General features: G+C 66.8%; 18 protein-coding genes and 1 riboswitch. Of the genes, 11 read left to right on the forward strand and 7 right to left on the reverse strand.

Annotated elements, in window-relative coordinates:
• Positions 1–120: 120 nt before the first annotated feature.
• Both HZZ13_RS18405 and HZZ13_RS18410 read left to right on the forward strand, forming a co-directional pair.
• On the forward strand, positions 121–1,731 hold the full coding sequence (locus HZZ13_RS18405) for an amidase family protein (RefSeq protein ID WP_311972654.1): 1,611 nt from the start codon (positions 121–123) through the stop codon (positions 1,729–1,731).
• A 277-nt stretch (positions 1,732–2,008) separates the two neighbouring features.
• Positions 2,009–2,983, forward strand: coding sequence for a magnesium transporter CorA family protein (locus HZZ13_RS18410; protein ID WP_197960948.1), 975 nt, complete (start codon positions 2,009–2,011; stop codon positions 2,981–2,983).
• A 40-nt stretch (positions 2,984–3,023) separates the two neighbouring features.
• On the opposite strand, the gene HZZ13_RS18415 is transcribed toward HZZ13_RS18410, so the two are convergent.
• Together HZZ13_RS18415 and HZZ13_RS18420 are read right to left on the reverse strand one after the other, a co-directional pair.
• Positions 3,024–3,650: an alpha/beta hydrolase gene (locus HZZ13_RS18415; RefSeq protein WP_197960949.1), complete on the reverse strand. Its 627-nt coding sequence runs from the start codon at positions 3,648–3,650 to the stop codon at positions 3,024–3,026.
• Complete coding sequence (locus HZZ13_RS18420; protein ID WP_197960950.1) at positions 3,650–4,585, reverse strand: ring-cleaving dioxygenase; 936 nt, start codon at positions 4,583–4,585, stop codon at positions 3,650–3,652. The genes HZZ13_RS18415 and HZZ13_RS18420 overlap by 1 nt, the downstream gene beginning before the upstream one ends.
• A 128-nt stretch (positions 4,586–4,713) precedes the next feature.
• On the opposite strand from HZZ13_RS18420, the gene HZZ13_RS18425 reads away from it, so the two are divergent.
• Positions 4,714–5,637: a LysR family transcriptional regulator gene (locus tag HZZ13_RS18425; protein WP_197960951.1), complete on the forward strand. Its 924-nt coding sequence runs from the start codon at positions 4,714–4,716 to the stop codon at positions 5,635–5,637.
• Between the two features lie 342 nt (positions 5,638–5,979).
• Entirely contained in the window at positions 5,980–6,456 is a 477-nt protein-coding gene (locus tag HZZ13_RS18430) for a hypothetical protein (protein WP_197946627.1), read from the forward strand.
• Positions 6,457–6,569: 113 nt separating this feature from the next.
• On the opposite strand, the gene bluB is transcribed toward HZZ13_RS18430, so the two are convergent.
• The 3 genes from bluB to cobU are packed head-to-tail and all read right to left on the reverse strand — an operon-like array spanning position 6,570 to position 8,489.
• The gene (gene bluB, locus HZZ13_RS18435; RefSeq protein ID WP_197960952.1) at positions 6,570–7,202 is read right to left on the reverse strand and encodes a 5,6-dimethylbenzimidazole synthase; all 633 of its coding nucleotides are present in this window, start codon (positions 7,200–7,202) and stop codon (positions 6,570–6,572) included.
• Between the two features lie 4 nt (positions 7,203–7,206).
• The gene (cobS, locus tag HZZ13_RS18440) at positions 7,207–7,989 is read right to left on the reverse strand and encodes an adenosylcobinamide-GDP ribazoletransferase (protein WP_197960953.1); all 783 of its coding nucleotides are present in this window, start codon (positions 7,987–7,989) and stop codon (positions 7,207–7,209) included.
• Positions 7,986–8,489: a bifunctional adenosylcobinamide kinase/adenosylcobinamide-phosphate guanylyltransferase gene (gene cobU / locus HZZ13_RS18445; RefSeq protein ID WP_197960954.1), complete on the reverse strand. Its 504-nt coding sequence runs from the start codon at positions 8,487–8,489 to the stop codon at positions 7,986–7,988. The genes cobS and cobU overlap by 4 nt, the downstream gene beginning before the upstream one ends.
• 121 nt (positions 8,490–8,610) lie before the next feature.
• Here cobU and cbiB point away from each other — a divergent pair, with 121 nt between their 5' ends.
• Together cbiB and cobD are read left to right on the forward strand one after the other, a co-directional pair.
• Complete coding sequence (gene cbiB, locus HZZ13_RS18450) at positions 8,611–9,552, forward strand: adenosylcobinamide-phosphate synthase CbiB (protein ID WP_311972655.1); 942 nt, start codon at positions 8,611–8,613, stop codon at positions 9,550–9,552.
• A gap of 11 nt (positions 9,553–9,563) precedes the next feature.
• Positions 9,564–10,529 carry a threonine-phosphate decarboxylase CobD gene (cobD, locus tag HZZ13_RS18455; RefSeq protein WP_197960955.1) on the forward strand — a complete coding sequence of 322 codons (966 nt, stop codon included), beginning with the start codon at positions 9,564–9,566 and terminating at the stop codon, positions 10,527–10,529.
• Here cobD and HZZ13_RS18460 read toward each other — a convergent pair.
• Positions 10,518–11,966: a cobyric acid synthase gene (locus HZZ13_RS18460; RefSeq protein WP_197960956.1), complete on the reverse strand. Its 1,449-nt coding sequence runs from the start codon at positions 11,964–11,966 to the stop codon at positions 10,518–10,520. The genes cobD and HZZ13_RS18460 overlap by 12 nt on opposite strands.
• A gap of 8 nt (positions 11,967–11,974) precedes the next feature.
• Positions 11,975–12,610: a cob(I)yrinic acid a,c-diamide adenosyltransferase gene (gene cobO / locus HZZ13_RS18465; RefSeq protein WP_197960957.1), complete on the reverse strand. Its 636-nt coding sequence runs from the start codon at positions 12,608–12,610 to the stop codon at positions 11,975–11,977.
• Between the two features lie 40 nt (positions 12,611–12,650).
• Positions 12,651–12,870: riboswitch (cobalamin riboswitch) on the forward strand.
• Between the two features lie 94 nt (positions 12,871–12,964).
• Between cobO and HZZ13_RS18470 the strand changes: the two genes are divergently transcribed.
• The 5 genes from HZZ13_RS18470 to HZZ13_RS18490 are packed head-to-tail and all read left to right on the forward strand — an operon-like array spanning position 12,965 to position 19,407.
• Complete coding sequence (locus HZZ13_RS18470; RefSeq protein ID WP_036005458.1) at positions 12,965–13,339, forward strand: DUF1636 family protein; 375 nt, start codon at positions 12,965–12,967, stop codon at positions 13,337–13,339.
• Complete coding sequence (gene cobW / locus HZZ13_RS18475; protein WP_197960958.1) at positions 13,336–14,370, forward strand: cobalamin biosynthesis protein CobW; 1,035 nt, start codon at positions 13,336–13,338, stop codon at positions 14,368–14,370. The genes HZZ13_RS18470 and cobW overlap by 4 nt, the downstream gene beginning before the upstream one ends.
• Complete coding sequence (gene cobN / locus HZZ13_RS18480; RefSeq protein ID WP_197960959.1) at positions 14,370–17,618, forward strand: cobaltochelatase subunit CobN; 3,249 nt, start codon at positions 14,370–14,372, stop codon at positions 17,616–17,618. Before cobW ends, cobN begins: the two co-directional genes overlap by 1 nt.
• Positions 17,615–18,778: a precorrin-3B synthase gene (gene cobG, locus HZZ13_RS18485; protein WP_197960960.1), complete on the forward strand. Its 1,164-nt coding sequence runs from the start codon at positions 17,615–17,617 to the stop codon at positions 18,776–18,778. The genes cobN and cobG overlap by 4 nt, the downstream gene beginning before the upstream one ends.
• Complete coding sequence (locus HZZ13_RS18490) at positions 18,778–19,407, forward strand: precorrin-8X methylmutase (RefSeq protein WP_197960961.1); 630 nt, start codon at positions 18,778–18,780, stop codon at positions 19,405–19,407. Before cobG ends, HZZ13_RS18490 begins: the two co-directional genes overlap by 1 nt.

Raw genomic sequence — 19,407 nt, forward strand, 5'->3', positions numbered from 1 at the left:
TTGCACGTTGCGCCTGTGGGACCGACGCGATGCTCCCGGACGTTGACCCGTCGGGCAAAACACTGGCATGATGGCACGCTCGCGTCTCGTGGTGGAGATGCGCCATCGGGCGAGGCAGCCGTGCAGAAATCATCCCGCCGCGGTGCCGGCATTGCCGCGGCGGCCGTCAGTGCCCAGGCGCCGATCTCCCCAAAGCTTGATCACGCAAGGCTCGATCATGCCTCGATGAGCGATATCGCTCATGCCTTGGCCGATGGGCATGTCACTGCGACGGCGCTGGTCAAAGCCTATCTCGCGCGCATTGAAGCCTACAACCGCGATGGGCCCAGGCTCAACGCGGTCCGCGCGCTCAATCCCGACGCGCTCGCGATCGCAGGCAGGCTCGACGGCGTCAAGCCGTCGGCCAAGCGGCCGCTGGCCGGCATCCCGATCCTGGTGAAGGACAACATCGCAACCGGCGACGAACAGCCGACCACGGCAGGCGCGCTGGCACTGGAAGGCGCGCATGCGCGGGACGATGCGACGCTCGTCAAGCTGCTGCGCGAGGCCGGCGCGGTGATCCTCGGCAAGGCGAACCTGACCGAATTCTCCAACATGATCGCGGTCGATATGCCCCACGGCTATTCGTCGCTGGGCGGCCAGGTCAAGAACCCCTATGCGTCGGCGCTGATGGACGATCACGGCATCCCCATTGTGCCCCCGGGCGGCTCGAGCGCGGGTTCGGCGGTTGCGGTAGCAGCAGACCTGTGCGCGGCCTCGATCGGCACGGAGACCTCGGGCTCGCTGCTGTTTCCCGCCAGCCAGAACGGCCTCGTCACCGTGAAGCCGACCGTCGGGCTGATCAGCCGTGCCGGCATCGTGCCGATCGCGCACAGCCAGGACACCGCAGGACCGATGACGCGGACCGTGCGCGACCCGGCGCTGCTGCTCAACGTGCTCGCTGCGAAAGACCCGCTCGATCCGGCGACGCAAAAGCAGCGGCGGCCGGCCGATTACACCGCCGGCTTGACGCGCGCTGCGATGAAGGGCGCGCGTATCGGCGTGCCAAGCGACCCTGCTGATCCGCTGAACGATTGCTATTACGGCAAGTTGCCGCCAAGGTCGGCCAAGCTGATGGCCGAAGCGATCCAGGTGCTGGAGGATCTCGGCGCCGTCATCGTGCGCGCCAACATGCCGACAGCAGGCTGGATCGGCGGGCCGGGCACGATCATGGCCGTGCTCAACCGCAACCCGTTGAGCCGCCACAAGGGCACTGTCGCACGACCGCCGGTTGTTTTTCTCTACGAGCTGAAGCACGACCTCAATCTGTATCTGAAGGATTGGGCGACCAACACGGACATCAAGACCATGACCGACATCGTCGCCTTCAACGAGGCGAATGCGGACAGGGCGCTGCGTTTCGGCCAGGACCACTTTCTCGCCGCGGAGACGACCCGGGGCGATCTCAGCGAGCGCGAGTACAAATCCGCGCGCGCCATGGACCTGCTCTCGGCCAAGACGCGCGGCATGGATGCCTATATGAACCAGCACAAGCTCGACGCCGTGCTGTTTCCCGGCGCCTACGGCGCCTCCATCGCCGCCAAGGCGGGGCTATCCCAGCGTCATGGTGCCTGCAGGGTTCGTTTCGGGGACAGACGACGGCAGGGACACGCCCGATTATCCGCTCGGCATCACCTTCGCAGGCCGCGCCTGGAGCGAGCACAAGCTGCTGCGTCTGGCCTACGCGTATGAGCAGGCCTCCGCCAAGCGCAAGCTGCCGCCCGGCTTGCCTGCGCTTTAGAGTTAACTGCTCGCGCGCTTCTCTCTGCAGATGGCACTGTCACAGAGCCGATTCACCTGATCGACCGTGTTCCGATCGGTATGTCCGATGTCCCCTGGAAGCATCGGTGAGGGGGTGTGAATACCGCTGTCACTTAGAGGTCTTGAACGTTTGGAACTCTCATGCGTTAGTCGGCGGATGAGGGACATGCGCCAACCGGCATGACGAGGCGGCCACGGAGTTCGGTTCTTGCTTAGACTTTACAGGTGGCCGTCCGGCGACTGGCACGGCATCGGCGCGGAAATGCCCTCGGAGATCATCTGGGCCGATCTCCTAGACGGCACCGCCGAGGAAAAGCAGTTCGTCGAGCGGCTGCTCGACATCCGCATTCCCACCGAAGACTCGCTCAGCGAGATCGAGGCGTCGAGCCGCCTGATCTTCGACCGCGGCACGCTCTATCTCAGTTCGCCCGCGGTGCGGGTCACCGAGGCCAACGAAGCCGAGATCACGCCCGTAGGCTTCGTCATCGGTCCGCACGTGCTGGTGACGGTGCGCTTTGCAGAGCTGCCGATCTTCGACGAGACCGGCAAGCGCGTCGGCTCCGATGACAGCCTGGAGAACGGCATGTGCGTGTTCGTCAGCCTGCTCGAGGCCATGATCGATCGCGGCGCCGATGTCCTGGAGCATCTCGGCGCCAAGGTCGATCAGCTCTCGCGGGGGGTCTTCAAGGGCGGGCTGGTGCGCACCCAGCGCCCGGTGCGCTCCAGCCGCAGGATGCGCGAGGCCCTGGAGAATCTCGGCGAGCTGGCCGACCGGCTGGCCAAGGCGCGCGATGTCTTGCTCGGGGTGGGCCGCGTTGCCGCGTTTGCCGGCGACGTCGGCAGCGAGTGGATCACGGCGTCGTCGAAGAAGCGCCTGGAGGCCGTGTCCAAGGACGTCGTCTCGCTCAGCGATTACGAGACGCGACTATCGGACAAGATCCAGCTGCTGCTCGATGCCGTGCTCGGCTTCATCAACATCCAGCAGAACGAGCTGTTCAAGATCCTGACGATCGTGTCGGTCGTCGGCGTACCGCCGACGATCATGGTCGGCATCTGGGGCATGAACTTCAGGCACATGCCCGAATTGGATTGGAGCTTCGGCTATCCGCTGGCGTGGCTTGCGGTGATCGCAAGCGGCCTGCTGCCGCTGATCTGGTTCAAGCGGCGCGGCTGGTTCGAGTGATGGCAGCGGCGCATCGTTCAAGCGATGCGCCGCGGCTCGATCATGCGGCCTTGGCGTCGGCCTTGCTGATCCAGTTGCGGGACAGCGTCACGTCCGCCTGCGACAATTGATGGCCTACCGGCAACACCTTGTGATCAACACGCGCGCCGGCGTCCGACAACAACGCCGCGAGCCGTGCCGAATTGCTCGCCGGCACGATCGGGTCGGCCTGCCCCGAGAGCAGCAATATTGGCTTCTTGCCAAGGTCAGCCTTGGGCGGATCCGACAACGGCACCATCGCGCGCAGCAGGATCGCGCCTGCGAGCACGTCCGGCTGCAAGAGCAGCAGCGCGGCAGCGATGTTGGCGCCGTTGGAGAACCCGACCGCGACCGGCGCGGCGAGGCCGTAGCGCTGCCGCGCCTCCGCGACGAAGTCGCCGAGCTCGTGCGCGCGACGCCGCACGTCCTCCTCGTCGAAAACGCCCTCGGCGAGGCGGCGGAAGAAGCGGGGCATGCCGTGCTCGAGCACGCGGCCGCGCGGCGAGAGCAGGGCAGAGCCTGATGAGATCATCTTGCCGAGGCCGAGCAGGTCGTTCTCGTCGCCGCCGGTGCCGTGCAGCAGCAGCAGCGGCGGGGAGCCCGCGTCGCCTGCGGGCTCGAAGCGATGGATGAATGCGGTCCCGGTCATCATACGGTCTCTTCCAGCTTCGGCAGAACGCCCTCGATCTGCTTGCGGTGCGGCTCGAGGAAAGCAGGCAGCTTCAGGTCGCGGCCGAGGCTCGCCACGGGCTCGTCGACGGCGAAGCCGGGGATGTCGGTCGCGATCTCGAACAGCACGCCGCCGGGCTCGCGGAAATAGATCGAGCGGAAGTAGTTGCGGTCGCGCTGCTCGGTCGGGTGCAGGCCGTGATTGCTCACGAGCTTTTGCGCCATCTGGCCCTGTTCGGCATCGTCAGCGGCGCGGAAGGCGATGTGATGGACCGAGCCGCCGCCCTGGTGCCCGCGCAGGAAGCCCTTGGCTTCGTAGATGTCGACGACGCTGCCTTCGACATCGCCCGGCGCCTTGAAGCGGATCACCGAGCCCTCGCGCCCGGTCTCCTTGAAGCCGAACACGTCGGTGAGGACGGCCGCTGTCCTCGCCGCGCTGTCGAGCAGCAGGGTGATGCCGTGGAAGCCGCGGATCGCGTGCACGGCCGGCACGTCGCCATTGCTCCAGCCCGGCTCGTTCTCGGCACCGGGGACGCCGACAAGCGCGAGCGCCATGCCATCAGGATCGGTGAACGGCAGCACGGACTCGCCAAAACGCTTCTCCAGCGCCTCGTACGCGATGCCCTTCTCGGTGAAGCGCTGGGTCCAGTAGCCGAGCGAGCGCTGCGGCACGCGGAAGGCGGTCTGATGTGTCTCGCCGACGCCGCGGCGCCCGGCCGAGACGCCCGCCCACGGAAAGAAGGTCAGGATGGTGCCGGGGCGGCCGGTCTCGTCGCCATAATAGAAATGATAGGTGCCGGGATCATCGAAATTGACCGTCTTCTTGACGAAGCGCAGGCCGAGATCCCTCGTGTAGAAGCCGAAATTGCGGATGGGATCGCCGGCAATCGCGGTGACATGGTGCAGTCCAGACATGGTCGTCCTCCAGATTCGGGGAGCGGTCTTGCTCTGGCCGGAAATATCGTTCCGCTTTGGATTGGAGACAATCCATGCAAATATGACGGCTATGTCTACGATTTGGAAACAATCGACGAGGCGACGCCTTGGATAAGCTCGGCAGCCTCCGGGCCTTCGTGAAGGTGGTGGAAAGCGGCAGCTTTGCCGAGGCCGGCCGGCAGCTGCGGCTGTCGCGCTCGGCGATCAGCAAATACATCGCCGACCTCGAGGAGAGCCTCGGCGTCCAGCTCCTGAACCGCACCACGCGGCACGCCAGCCCGACCGAGAACGGCCAGCGTTATTTCGAGCGTGCGGTCGTGATCCTCTCGGAGATCGAGGCGGCGGACCAGGCGGTGACGCAGGCGCAATCGGCGCCGCGCGGGCTGCTCCGCGTCAACGCACCGATGTCGTTCGGCACGATGCGGCTCGGGCCGGTGCTCGCCGATTTCATGGCGCGTTACCCGGAGCTTCAGCTGCAGATCGTGCTCAGCGACGATCTGCTCGATCCCGTGCAGGACGGCTTCGACGTGACGTTGCGGATCGCGGAGCTGGAATCGTCCAGCCTGATCGCGCGCAAGATCATGCCGGTGGCGCGCATGATCTGTGCCTCGCCGGATTATCTCGCGCGGCACGGCACGCCTAAGCATCCGCAGGATCTGCGCGAGCATGCTTCGCTGACCTACGGCTTCCTGCTCACGGGCAATCAGTGGAAGCTCACAGGCAGCGACGGCGACCACTGGATCCAGCCGGCCTGGTCGCTCTGCGTCAACAACGCCGAGGTGCTGCGCGACGTCGCCATCAAGGGCAGGGGCCTGGCGCTGCTGCCGGAGTTCATTGCGGCCGATGCGTTGCGGAAAGGCGAGCTGCGGACGGTGCTGGACGACTATTCTGCGCCGCAGCTGGCGCTCTATGCGGTGTATCCGCCGACCCGGCATTTGTCGGTGAAGGTGCGGCTGTTCATCGATTTTCTGGTGGAGCGGTTTGGGCGGGACGTGGACGAAGCCGCCGGGCGCAGGGCGACGACCCGCTAGAGGGAAGAGGTCAGTGATCTTGCCGGAAAGCGTAAGACAGGTCGAGCTTGGGCCAGGCGCCGAAGAGCGCGTTCGAAGCAGATTTTGGTCAGCTCGATGAGATCGCCGACATCAGCCCACCCAGATGGTTGGACACTATTATACCGCAAGGGAAATCTGAACTTTCCTCCGATCGCTCGGACTCATACTTGCGTCCCGGCTTCGCGCCTTAGGACCAAAGAGCTTCAGCCGCTGCCGGGGCGTCGCCGAGGGCTCTCTTGCATGCCGCAGCGAAAAGCGGCGGCACGATGTGTGGCTCGCCGGCACTTCTCGACTTGATGTCAACAAGCGAAGGAGGAGCCTATGCGGAAGTCTCTCACCTTTTTCCTTTCGGGTCTGGCATTGGCCGTCGCGGCGTCACCTGCCGTCGCCGGCGAGCGGGTGCTTGAGTTCAAGCTGATCACGAAGCCGATCGACCTCAAGGTGATCGAGGCCGCAAACGTCGAAGGACAGACGGTTGTGTCCGGTAAGTTCTTTGGGGTTGCCGTCTTCAGCGATGGCCGTATCGGAGTGAAAGAGTTCGTGAATACTTCGGACTTGCTTAAAGGGTCGGGTCCCTTCTTCGGCTATAGCACTTACACGTTCGAGGAGGGCTCGATCACGGCGCGCTACACTGGTTCGGCCAAAGACGGCAAATCAACGGGCGAATACACCATCCTGTCCGGCACAGGTGCTTATGCGAACGCCACGGGTACGGGAACAATCGAAAGCGCACCGAACCCGTTCAAGGGCGTCAACCTGCTAAATATAAAGCTCGTCGTCAAAACTTCGGGCTCGTGAACAGCGAATGCTATCAGATTCCGCACAAAGGCAGTTGATCCCTTTGCGTGGCGCGTTGGCCCGGCCGGAAGACACATTGTCGGCCGGGCAATCTGCTGAAGAACGGCTGGAGACTAGCGGCGCAGCGTGAACGCGTCCGCGCTTCGCCGGTGCTCCCATTTCGCCTGCTCCAGCTCGGGGCGGTCGCATTCGGCTTCCGGATAGCCGATGCAGAGATAGGCGATGAATTTCCACGATCGCGGCACATCGAGGATGGCGTGAATGCGATCCGGATTGAGGATCGATACCCAGCCGAGGCCGATGCCTTCGGCACGCGCGGCGAGCCACATCGCAGTGATCGCGGCGACCACGGAATATTCCGTCGTTTCAGGCATGGTGGCGCGGCCGAGGCCGTGGCCGATGTCGCTGGCCTTGTCGGCGAACACGGCGAGATGGCCGGGCGCCTGTTCGAGGCCCGACAGTTTCAGCGTAGCATAGCGCGCCGCGCGCTCGCCGGAATAGCAACTCAACGCGTCGGCGTTGCACGCCTTGAAATCGTCGGTGACCGCCTGGCGCCGCGCGCCGTCACCAACGATGACGAAGCGCCAGGGCTGGCTGAGGCCGACCGAAGGCGAGAGGCACGCGGTCTCGATCAGGCGATCAATCGCATCCTCCGGCAATGGATCGCTGCGGAAGCGGCGCACGTCGCGGCGCCACACGAACAGCTCGCGCAAGTGCTGGCGGAAGGTGTCGTCGAACTCGACCATGAGGTCATCGCCCCATCTGGAAGGACGCGGCCACCAGCAGGATCAGGATCTCGCCCGCCTGCTCGAACGCGCCGAGGATGTCGCCGGTCTGCCCGCCGATCTGGCGGATGGCAAGCCGCGCCAGCAGCAGGCCGGCCAGCGACAGCAGGATCAGGCCGACCAGCGCCTTGCCCGGCCCCAACGCCAGGGCAAGCGCGAGCGTTCCAAGCGCGAAGGCGATGGCCACGCTGCGGCCGGGCGGCGCCCCGGCGCTGGCTGACAGCCCATCAGGCCGCGCCGGCGGCACCAGCGACATGAAGGCCGGCACGCCGGCGCGGGCAGCAACGTGCGCCGCGCACAGCGCGAGCATGACGGCCGATGGATTTGCGATCGTCGCAAGCGCGCTCCAGCGCAGGCCGAACGACAGAATGAGCGTGCAGACACCATAGGTCCCGATCCTGCTGTCGCGCATGATCTCGAGCTTGCGCTCGCGGGTGCGGCCGCCGCCGAGTCCGTCCGCAGTGTCGGCAAGTCCGTCCTCGTGCATCGCGCCGGTGATGAAGGCCGTCGTGGCCAGCACGAGCAGGGCGGCAAGGCTCGGCGTCAGTCCGAAGCGAATGGCGATCTTGTAAGTGAGGGCGCCGGCGAGACCGACCAGCAGTCCCGCGACCGGCAGCGCCCAGGTCGCGCGCGCGATCGCGCCGTCACCGGCCGGCTTCGACGATGCCACCGGGAGGATCGTCACGAACGATGTCGCCATCCTGAGATCGGCGAAGATGTCTTTGAGCAGCTCGGCGCGCGGGATCATTTCAGTTTCATCGGCAGGCCGGCGACGACGAACTCGACCTCGTCGGCGACACCGGCAATGATCTGGTTCATGATCCCGGCGGCATCGCGGAAGCTGCGCGCCAGTGCGTTGTCGGGCACGATGCCGAGGCCGACCTCGTTGGTGACGAGGACGACGGGGCTGTCGAGGCGGGGCAGGGCGTCGGCGAGCTCTCTCACCTCTCGCTCCCAATCGCGCGCCGCATGCATCAAGTTGGAGAGCCACAGCGTCAGGCAGTCGACGAGCCTTGCGCCGCCGCCATCGGTCGAGAGCAGCGCCGGCACGAGATCGAGCGGCACCTCGCGCTCGATCCAATCGGTTCCGCGCCGCGCGCGATGTCTTGCGATGCGTTCCTGCATTTCGCCGTCGAGCGCCTCGGCCGTTGCGATGTAGACGGGCTGGCCGGCAAAGCTGCGCGCGCGCGCTTCCGCCCGGGTGCTCTTGCCCGATCGCGCCCCGCCGGTGATCAAGATGACGGCCATGAAGGTCTCCTGCGCTGAGCACTAATCATCAAACGCGGCCAAAGACAAAGCCGAAATCAGGCGGCGAGGGGCTTGCGCTCGGCCGCCGTCTTGCGCAACAGGGGCGGGACAGGAGACCGGTGTGGACTTTGCGGGCGCGATGGTGGTGGCGATGGCGGTGGATGCCCTGCTGGGCTGGCCGGCGTGGCTGTTCGCGCGGATCGGCCATCCCGTCACCTGGCTCGGCGGGCTGATTGCGGCCATCGACACCACCTGGAATCGCGCGTCCGATCCGCCGTCATTGCGTCGAGCGGCCGGCGTCGCCGGCGCGCTTGCGGTGATCGCGCTTTCCGCGGCGCTCGGCTGGGTGCTGCAATCGCTGCTTCCGTCGGGTTGGATCCAGATCGTGCTGATTGGCATCCTGGCCTGGCCATTGGTCGCGCTGCGCTCGCTGCATGATCATGTGGCTGCTGTGGCCACGCCCTTGCTGGCCGGCGACGTCGCCGCCGCGCGCGAAGCGGTCTCGCGCATCGTCGGCCGCGATCCCGCAAGCCTCGATGAGGCCGGCATCGCGCGTGCGGCGATCGAGAGCCTTGCCGAAAACACCTCCGACGGCATCGTCGCGCCGGTGTTCTGGGGCGCGCTGTTCGGCTTGCCCGGTATCCTCGGTTACAAGGCGATCAACACGCTGGACTCCATGATCGGCCACCGCAACGACCGCCACGAAGCCTTTGGCTGGGCGGCAGCGCGCATCGACGATGTCGCCAATTTCATCCCGGCGCGGCTGACCGGATTCCTCTTCGTGCTGCTGGCACCGCAGCGGTCGGAGGCATTGGCGTGCATGACACGCGATGCGCGCCGTCATCGCTCGCCAAATGCCGGCTGGCCGGAAGCGGCGATGGCCGGCGGGCTCGGTGTGCGGCTCAGCGGTCCCCGCATCTATCATGGCAGCGTCAGCAATGAGCCCTGGCTGAACGAAAGCGCGCGCGATCCGCGTGCCGCCGACATCGCGGAGGCGCTGGCCGTCTACCGTCCTGCCATGCTGCTGGTCGCAGGCCTGCTTGCGATCCTGGCCGTCGCGTGAAAGAACGGGCCATGCGCGAGCACGGTGGAAATCTGGACCAGGCCCAGCAGCGTTTTGGCGGACGCGCGGAGGATTGGATCGACCTGTCGACCGGTATCAACCGGCTGCCATATCCCGTCGGCGAGGTGAGCGCGCGCGCGTGGACCGCGCTGCCGTCGCGCGCCGAGATCGAGGCCCTGCATCGGGCCGCGCAGCAGGCCTACCACACGCGCGCACCGGTCATTGCGATGGGCGGTGCGCAGGCCGCCATCCAATCGCTGCCGCACCTGGCGGCACCCGGGCAGGCGCGCATCCTCGCGCCGACCTACAATGAATATGCGGGCGTCCTGTCGGCCGCGGGCTGGGAGGCCCGGGAAGTTGCGGAGCTCGATGCGCTCGCGGATGCCGACCTCGCCATCGTGGTCAATCCGAACAATCCCGACGGGCGGTGCCATTCGCGCATGGATCTGCTCGCGTTGCTGCCGCGCGTCGGCCGTCTCGTCATCGACGAGAGCTTTGCCGATGCCGTCCCGCAATTGTCGCTTGCAGCCGAAGCTGATCGGCCGGGCCTGTTGATCCTGCGGTCGTTCGGAAAGTTCTATGGCTTGGCCGGCCTGCGGCTCGGCTTCGCAATCGGTCATGCCGCCGACACCGACAGGCTTGCCGCGATGTCGGGTCCATGGCCCGTTTCGGGCGCGGCGATCGAAATCGGCTGCCGTGCCTTGCGCGATGAGGCTTGGGCCGAGGCGACCTCGGCGCGGCTCGCGCGCGACTGTGTTCGCCTCGACGCGATGGCGCATTCGCAAGGCTGGCGGCTCGTCGGCGGCACATCGCTGTTTCGCTTGTACGAAACGCCTGACGCGCTGGCTGCGCAGGAGAGGCTCGCGCGCGCCCACATCTGGTCCCGCGTCTTCGCGCAGCAGCCGACATGGCTGCGCCTCGGACTTCCCGGCAGCGAAGCCGAATGGACGCACCTTGCCGAGGCCCTAGCGCGCTAGCGCGAGCAGGCCTTCGACGTCGAGATGCTTTTCCATGTGATCGGCTAGCGCCTCGAGCGCGCTCTCGACCCTGGCGTGGTAGGGCTCGTCGCCGGCGGGAATGTCGAGCTTGGCGAGGTAGGCCTTGCGGAAACCATCCGACGTGAACAGGCCGTGCAGATAGCTGCCCTGCACACGTCCGTCGCGCGAAATGGCACCTTCCGCCTCGCCGTCCAGCGTTGCAAAGGGGCGGGCACGATCCGGGCCGTCGGTACGGCCGATGTGGATCTCGTAGGCCTGGATCGGCTGATCCGTCGCGGCGTGCACGGCCGCAACACGCGTGAGGGTTTTTTGCGGGCTCATCACCGTCTCGACATCGAGAAGCCCGAGGCCCGTTGTATCGCCCGCAGGTCCCTCGATGCCTTCAGGGTCGGCGACGCTGCGTCCCAGCATCTGAAAGCCGCCGCAGAGGCCGAGCACATGGCCGCCCCTGCGGTGATGTGCAAGCAGATCGATGTCCCAGCCCTGCGCGCGCAGGAAGACGAGATCGCCGCGCGTGGACTTTGACCCGGGAATGATGACGAGACGCACATCGCCGGGAATCGCCTCGCCCGGGCGCACCATCACGAGATCGACGCCTGGCTCGAGCTTGAGCGGATCGAGATCGTCGAAGTTGGCGATCCGCGACAGTGCAAGACAAGCGATCTTGCATTGGCCGGGCTTGCGCGCATCGCGCAGGCCGAGCGCATCCTCCGCCGGCAGCTCGCCGGCACGCGTGAACCAGGGCAGCACGCCGAAGCCGCGCCAAGCAGTCTTTTGCTCGATCAGCCTGTAGCCGTCGTCGAACAGGGTGGGATCGCCGCGGAACTTGTTGATGACGAAGCCAGAGATCATTGCGGCATCGTCGGGGTCGATCACCGTCTTGATGCCGACCAGCTGGGCGATGACGCCGCCGCGGTCGATGTCGCCGACCAGCACGACCGGCACATCCGCCCTGCGTGCGAAGCCCATATTGGCGATGTCGGACTTGCGCAAATTCACCTCGGCCGGGCTGCCGGCGCCTTCGACCAGCACCAGATCGGCCCGCGCCTTCAAGCGTTCGAAACTCTCGAGCACCGCGCCCATCAGCGACGGCTTCATGGCCGCATAGTCGCGCGCACGCGCGGTCGCGATGCGCTTGCCATGCACGACGATCTGTGCGCCGACATCGGTCTCGGGCTTGAGCAGCACCGGGTTCATGTCGGTGTGCGGCTCGACGCCGGCGGCGAGCGCCTGAAGCGCCTGGGCCCGGCCGATCTCGCCGCCATCGACGGTGACGGCCGCGTTGTTCGACATGTTCTGCGGCTTGAACGGCAGCACGCGCAGGCCACGGCGCATGAAGGCGCGCGCGAGGCCGGCGACAATGAGCGATTTGCCCACGTCCGAGCCGGCCCCCTGAATCATCAATGCGCGTGCCATCAGCGCCTTCAAAACTCGACGCCGGCCTGCGCCTTGATGCCGGAACGGAACGGATGCTTGACCAGCGTCATCTCGGTGACGAGGTCGGCGATCTCGATCAGCTCGTCCTTGGCGTTCCGCCCGGTGAGCACGACATGTGTCATTGGCGGCTTCTGGGTGGTCAGGAAGCCGACGACTTCGGCGATGTCGAGGTAGTCGTAGCGGAGCGCGATGTTGATCTCGTCGAGCACGACCATGCGCAGCCGCTCGTCGAGGATCAATTCCTTGGCCTTCTCCCAGCCGGCGCGTGCGGCGGCGATGTCGCGGGCGCGGTCCTGCGTCTCCCAGGTGAAGCCTTCGCCCATCGCGTGGAACTGGCAGAGATCGCCGAAATGGCCGGTGAGCAGGCGCCGTTCGCCGGTATCCCAGGCGCCCTTGATGAATTGCACCACCGCGCAAGGGAAGCCATGCGCGACGCAGCGGACGATCATGCCGAAAGCCGAGGAGGATTTTCCCTTGCCCGCGCCGGTATGGACGATGATCAGGCCCTTTTCGCCGCTCTTGGTCGCCATGATCTTGTCGCGGGCAGCCTTCTTCTTCGCCATTTTCTGGGCGTGCCTGATGTCGGTGTCCTCGGCTGTTTGGGTATCCGGTTCTGACGTCATGGGCCCCGGTCCTTCGGCTTGACAAGTGGCGGCCACCGGCAAATGGTGGCCCGGCGTTGGTTCCTGTCCTATGACAGGCGAAGAGGGAATGCGATAGGGTCCGAATCGGCAGATCTGGATCCAAACTGCAGCCGCCCCCGCGACCGTGACCGGAGAGATGCCCGAAGCCACTGATTCCTTTTGGAATCGGGAAGGCGGGGATCGAAGGGCCAAAACCCTGCTCCGCAAGCCGGGAGACCTGCCAGCGCGGACGAGTTTTGGACCGGCGGACGGGGTGTTCCGCGACGGGGAAGCGGGCCTTCAGGAGAATGGTCCGTGCGCCTCATCGCCTCCCGCTGTTATCTGGAAGAGGCGATGACCGTCACACTTCATGTCTGCATCACCTGCCGCGCCGGCCAGACGCTGGGCGAGGGCGAGACGACGCCCGGCAAGCGCCTGCACGGCGCGATTCTCGAGGCCGGCGTGCCCGAAGGCGTCAGCGTGGTTCCCGTCGAATGCCTGTCGGCCTGCAGCCAGGGCTGCTCGGTCGCGCTCAGCGCGCCCGGCCGCTGGTCCTATGTTTATGGCCGCCTGTCCGACGCGAATGCACAGGACGTGGTCGCAGGCGCCGCGGCCTACGCGGCCGCGCCGGATGGAATCGTGCCATGGCGCAGCCGTCCCGAAATCTTCCGCAAGCAATCGCTTGCCCGCATTCCCCCTGTTACCGTCGTGCCGGAGGCCGCCGAATGAACTCGCTCGCAAAAGTCCCGGTTACGGTGGTCACCGGTTTCCTCGGTTCCGGCAAGACGACGCTGATCCAGCATCTTCTTAGCAATGCCGGAGGCAAGAAGCTCGCGGTGCTCGTCAACGAGTTTGGCAGCGAGGGCGTCGACGGCGAGATCCTGAAGTCCTGCGCCGATGCGAACTGCCCGGAGGAGAACATCGTCGAGCTCGCCAATGGCTGCATCTGCTGCACGGTGGCTGACGACTTCATTCCGACGATGGAGCAGCTTTTGGCGCGGCCGGTGCGGCCCGATCACATCCTGATCGAGACCTCGGGCCTGGCATTGCCGAAGCCGCTGCTGAAAGCTTTCGACTGGCCGGAGATCCGCTCGCGCATCACGGTCGACGGTGTGATCGCGCTGGCCGACGCCGAGGCGGTCGCCGCCGGCCGCTTCGCGCCGGACCCGGCTGCGGTCGAAGCGCAGCGCGCGGCGGACGAAAATCTCGATCACGAGACGCCGCTGTCGGAAGTGTTCGAGGACCAGATCGCGTGTGCCGACATCGTGCTGCTGACCAAGGCCGATCTTGCGGGCTCCGCGGGCATCGAAGCCGCAAAGGCCGCGATCACCGCCGAGATGCCGCGCCGTGTGCCGATGCTGCCCGTCACCGACGGCGCGATCGATGCGCGCGTCATCCTCGGTCTTGGCGCTGCGGCCGAGAATGATCTCGCCGCGCGGCCCTCCCATCATGACGGTGAGGAAGAGCACGAGCATGATGATTTCGCCTCCGTCGTGATTGATCTTCCGGAGGTGGCAGATATCGAGGCGCTGGTCGCATTGGTCCAGAAGCTGGCGCGCGAGCAGAACGTGCTGCGTGCCAAGGGCTACATCGCGGTCGCGGGCAAGCCGATGCGCCTGTTGCTGCAAGCGGTCGGCGAGCGGGTGCGCCATCAGTTCGACAAGCCATGGGGCACGTGTCACAGGCGGTCCAAGCTCGTGGTGATCGGCGAGCATGGCGATATCGACGAGGCCGCCATCAAGGCAGGACTTGGTATCTGATGCACGTCGTCTTTCGCGAGAGCCGCGGTCTCGAGGAGACCGCGACGCCAAGAGACATCGGCCAGGACCCGGCCGATCTCGTGGTGCTCTCGTATTCGGATTCCGACCTTGCCGCGTTCGCGGCCGGCTGGCGGCGCGGCCGGGGCAGCCTGCCGTCGCTGCGGCTCGCCAATCTCGCTGAGCTGCGGCATCCGCTGTCGGTCGACACGTATATTGAGCGCACGCTGTCGCAGGCGCGCGGCATATTGGTGCGCCTGATCGGCGGGGAGTCCTATTGGGCGTACGGGCTCGCGGCGCTCCAGCAACTGGCGAAAGACCGCAACATCGTGCTCGCCGTATTGCCGGCAGACGGCCGCGACGACACGCGGCTTGATGCTTACTCGACCCTGCCGGTCTCGACGCTGCGTCGGCTCAAGGTGCTCTGCGACACCGGTGGCCCGGTCGCAGCACAAGCCGCGATTGCGCAGCTCGCGCTGGCCTCAGGGCACTATGCCGGACCGGTCATCGGCGAGATGACCGTGCCCGAGATGGGATTCTATGATCCCGGCCGCGGCGTCATTGCCGCGCCGGCGGGCGGCGAAGGCAAACCGCGCGCGCTCGTGACGTTCTATCGCTCCTATCTCACGGCCGCCGATACCGGGCCGGTTGACGCCCTGATCGCCGCGCTGCGCGAGAAGGGATTTGACGCCTACGGCGTGTTCGTCACCTCGCTGAAGGCACCAGGCGTTGCTGACTGGCTGCGCGCGCATCTGGCGCAACATCCTGCGGCGGCGATCGTCAACGCGACGGCGTTCTCGGCACTGGGCGATGACGGCACGACGCCGTTCGATGCCGCGTCCTGTCCGGTGTTCCAGGTCGCGCTCTCGACGGCGCGGCGCGAGGATTGGGCGGAATCGCTGCGCGGCCTGTCGCCCGGCGACCTCGCAATGCATGTTGTGCTGCCCGAGGTTGACGGCCGCCTGTTCGCCGGCGTGGTGAGCTTCAAATCGGCCGGGATGCGCGATCCGGATTTGCAGTTTTCGCATCTGGCCCACACGCCCGATGTGGAGCGCGTGAAAGCCGTCACCGCGCGGGTCGCAGCTTGGCGGCGCCTCGCAGAGAAGCCCGCCGGTGAGAAGCGGCTGGCAATCGTGCTGTCGAACTATCCGGGACGTCCGCACCAGATTGCGCACGCGGTCGGGCTTGATGCACTGGCTTCAGTGGAGGCCCTGGTATCCGATCTGGCGGACGCCGGCTTCGATGTTGCGCCGGTCCATGCGCTTGGCGAGACGCTATTGAAGCAGAGTTTGGCTTGGAGCATTGCCGATTATCGCGCGGGGCTGTCGCGCCTGCCGCAATCCCTGCAGGAGGATCTCGCGCGCGCATGGGGCGCGGTGGAAAACGACCCGAGCTGCCGCGGCAGCGCGTTCCACTTCGCCGCGATTCAATGCGGCCAGTCGGTCATCGCAGTTCAGCCCGAGCGCGGCGATGCGGCCACGCGCGATGGCGATTATCACGATCTCGCCCGCACGCCGCGGCATGCCTATATCGCGTTCTATCTCTGGCTCAGGCAGCAGGGCTGCGATGCCGTCGTGCATATCGGCGCACATGGCACGCTGGAATGGCTGCCGGGCAAATCCGTGGCGCTGTCGCAAGCGTGCTGGCCGGAAGCGCTGATTGGCGATCTCCCCGTCATCTATCCCTTCATCGTCAACGATCCCGGCGAGGCCGCACAGGCCAAGCGGCGCATCGGCGCGGTCACTATCGGCCATCTGCCGCCGCCGCTCGAGACATCCGCGGTGCCGGAGGGCCTTCGTCGGCTCGAACGGCTGCTCGATGAATATTCGACCGCTGACGGTCTCGATCCCGCGCGGCGCCAGCGCCTGATCGCGGCGATCCGCGATGAAGCGCGTGCGGCGGGTCTCGAAGCGGATCTCGGCCTCGCTGCTTCGGCAGCACCGGCCGAAGCGATCCCACGGATCGACCGCTTCGTCTGCGATCTCAAGGAAAGCCAGTTCGGCGACGGCCTGCACGTGTTCGGCCGCGGCGCTTGCGGCGAAGCCGAGCGGGATGCGTTGCGTGCCGCGCTCGCGGGCAAATGCGTTGCGCCCGGGCCGTCGGGCTCCCCGTATCGCGGCCGCCAGGACGTGCTGCCGACCGGGCGCAATCTCTTTGCCGTCGATCCGCGCGCGGTGCCGACGCCGTCGGCGCATGCGCACGGGATAAAACTCGCCGAAGAGCTGCTGCGCCGTCACTTGCAGGATCATGGTGATTGGCCGAAGGGCCTCGTCGTCGATCTCTGGGGGTCGGCAACGATGCGCACCGCCGGTGAAGAGTTTGCGATGGCGCTGCATCTGGCCGGCCTCGCGCCGCGCTGGGATCACGCCTCTGGCCGCGTCATCGGTTATGACATCATCGCGCCGGCCGAGCTCGGCCGGCCCCGCATCGACGTCACGCTGCGCGTCTCCGGTCTGTTCCGCGATGTCTTCGCAGGGCTCGCGCAATTGTTCGAAACCGCCGCCGAGGCGCTCGCCGCGCGCGACGAGGAGGGCGATGAGAATCCCTATCGCCATCGTGCGTCCCGCGTGTTCGCGCCGCGGCCCGGTCAATACGGCGTCGGCCTCTCGGCTATCCCGGATGCCTTCACGCCGGAGACGCGCGAGGCCGCCGGCGAAGCCTGGTTGTCGGCATCGTCCTGGGCCTTCTCTGCCGATGGCGCGATGCAGCCGGATCGCGCAGGTATCGAACAGCGTCTCGCGTCCGCCGACGCTTTTGTCCATGTCCAGGACCTGCCCGAAACCGATCTGCTGCTCGCCGCCGACTATGCCGCGCATGAGGCAGGCATCGCTGCGGCAACCGCGCATCTCGGGGCAGGCGCGCCGTCGCTTTATCATCTCGATGCGACGCGGCTAGGTGCGCCGCATGCGCGGACGCTGACGGAGGAGATTTCGCGTGTAGTTCGGGCGCGCGCGGCCAATCCGGCCTGGATCGCCAGCATGATGCGTCATGGCTTTCGCGGCGCCGCCGAGATCACCGCGACGCTGGAGCACATGGCTGCCTTCGCGCATCTCGCCGGCGCCGTGCCGCCGCATCTGTTCGACCTCTATTATGATGCGACGCTCGGCAACGACGACGTCCGCGCCTTCATGGCGCGCGAAAATCCGTCCGCACTCGCCGCGATGGAGACCTGCTTCACACGCCTGCACGAAGCCTCGCTCTGGCGAACCCGCCGTAATTCGATCGCGGCGGCGCTGAAGGAGGCGTCATGAGCGCCGCATCGGTCAAGGGCTGGTGTCCCGGTGCGCTGCGGCCGATGCAATCGGGCGACGGGCTCGTGGTGCGCGTGCGTCCGTTCGGCGGGCGCCTCGAGGCGCCGCAAATCTCCGGACTCGCCGAATTGGCGGAGCGCTTCGGCAACGGTCTGATCGACGTCACGAGCCGGGCCAATCTGCAGATCAGGGGCGTCCAGGAGGACGGCCATCGGCCGTTGCTCGATGCTCTTGCGCGACTAGCATTGCTCGATCCCGACGCCGACATCGAAGCCAGGCGCAACATCCTGGTGACGCCGTTCTGGAGCCGCGGCGACGAAACACAGTCGCTTGCCGCCGAGCTCGAGGAGGCGCTTGCCGATTCCGGCCTCGCGCTGCCCACCAAGTTCGGCTTCGCCATCGACGACGGGCGGTCGCGGGTTCTGGCCGGCGATTCCGCCGACATCCGCATCGAGCGCGACCGCTCGGGCGGTCTCCTGGTGCGGGCCGACGGCGCCAGGCTCGGCCGCTCCGTTGATCGCGGACAGGCTGTCAGCGCGGCGCTGGCGCTTTCGAGCTGGTTCCTCATCTCTGGCGGTGCGAAGGGCGGGCGCGGTCGCATGGCAGCCCACATCGGATCCGGCGCCGTGTTGCCTCAATCGTTGCGCGGCGAGACCGAGCCGGCGCCCGTGATGGCCGCGGTGCGGCCCGGACATTATCCGCAAGGCGCGATGGTTGGTGTCGCGTTTGGGCAGATGCTGCACGCGACGCTTCATCAATTCTCTGCTTGCGGCCATGCGCTGCGCATGACCCCGTGGAGGATGGTGCTGAGCGAGGGCAAGCGCGAGATGCCGAGCGGGGCGGGGCTCATCACCGAGCCCTATGATCCGGCGCTGCGCGTCATCGCCTGCAGCGGCGCGCCGCGCTGCCGCGAAGCCCATGCCGATACGCGCGCGCTCGCCGCAGCGCTGGCGCCGCGCATGCCTGCCGATGCGCGGCTGCACGTCTCCGGCTGCGGCAAGGGCTGCGCCCATTCCGGCACGGCCGCGGTCACGCTGATTGCAACGCGCGCCGGGTTCGACCTCGTCCGCGACGGGTCGACCCGTGACGCGCCGGTGCTGCGCGGGCTGAACGGCGCCGACATCGTCAGCGATCCCTCCATCCTGGTCGGAGGGAACTGATGCCGCACACCTACGAGACCGACGGCGCGGCGATCTACCGGCAATCCTTCGCCACCATCCGGGCCGAGGCCGATCTTGCGCGTTTCACGCCGGACGAGGAGCAGGTCGTGGTGCGGATGATCCATGCCGCCGGCATGGTCGGCCTGGAAGCGCATATCCGCTTCACGCCTGATATGGCGATTGCCGCTCGCGCGGCCTTGCAGAAGGGCGCGCCGATCCTGTGCGACGCGCGCATGGTCTCGGAAGGCATTACGCGCGCAAGACTGCCCGCCGCTAATGCCGTGATCTGCACGCTCGGCGATCCCGCCGTGCCCGCTTTGGCGCAGTCCATGCGCAACACGCGCTCGGCCGCGGCGCTGGAACTGTGGCGACCGCATCTCGATGGTGCGATCGTCGCGATCGGCAATGCACCGACCGCGCTGTTCCATCTGCTCAACATGCTGGAGGATCGCGACTGCCCGCGGCCGGCGGCGATCATTGGCTGTCCCGTCGGCTTCGTCGGCGCGGCCGAATCCAAGGCCGCGCTGATGGCCGATCCGCCGGCACCTGCGCTCACCGTCGAAGGCCGCCTCGGCGGCTCCGCGATCACGGTTGCTGCCGTGAACGCGCTGGCGAGCCGGAGCGAATAG

Source organism: Bradyrhizobium agreste (assembly GCF_016031625.1).
Lineage (GTDB): Bacteria > Pseudomonadota > Alphaproteobacteria > Rhizobiales > Xanthobacteraceae > Bradyrhizobium > Bradyrhizobium agreste.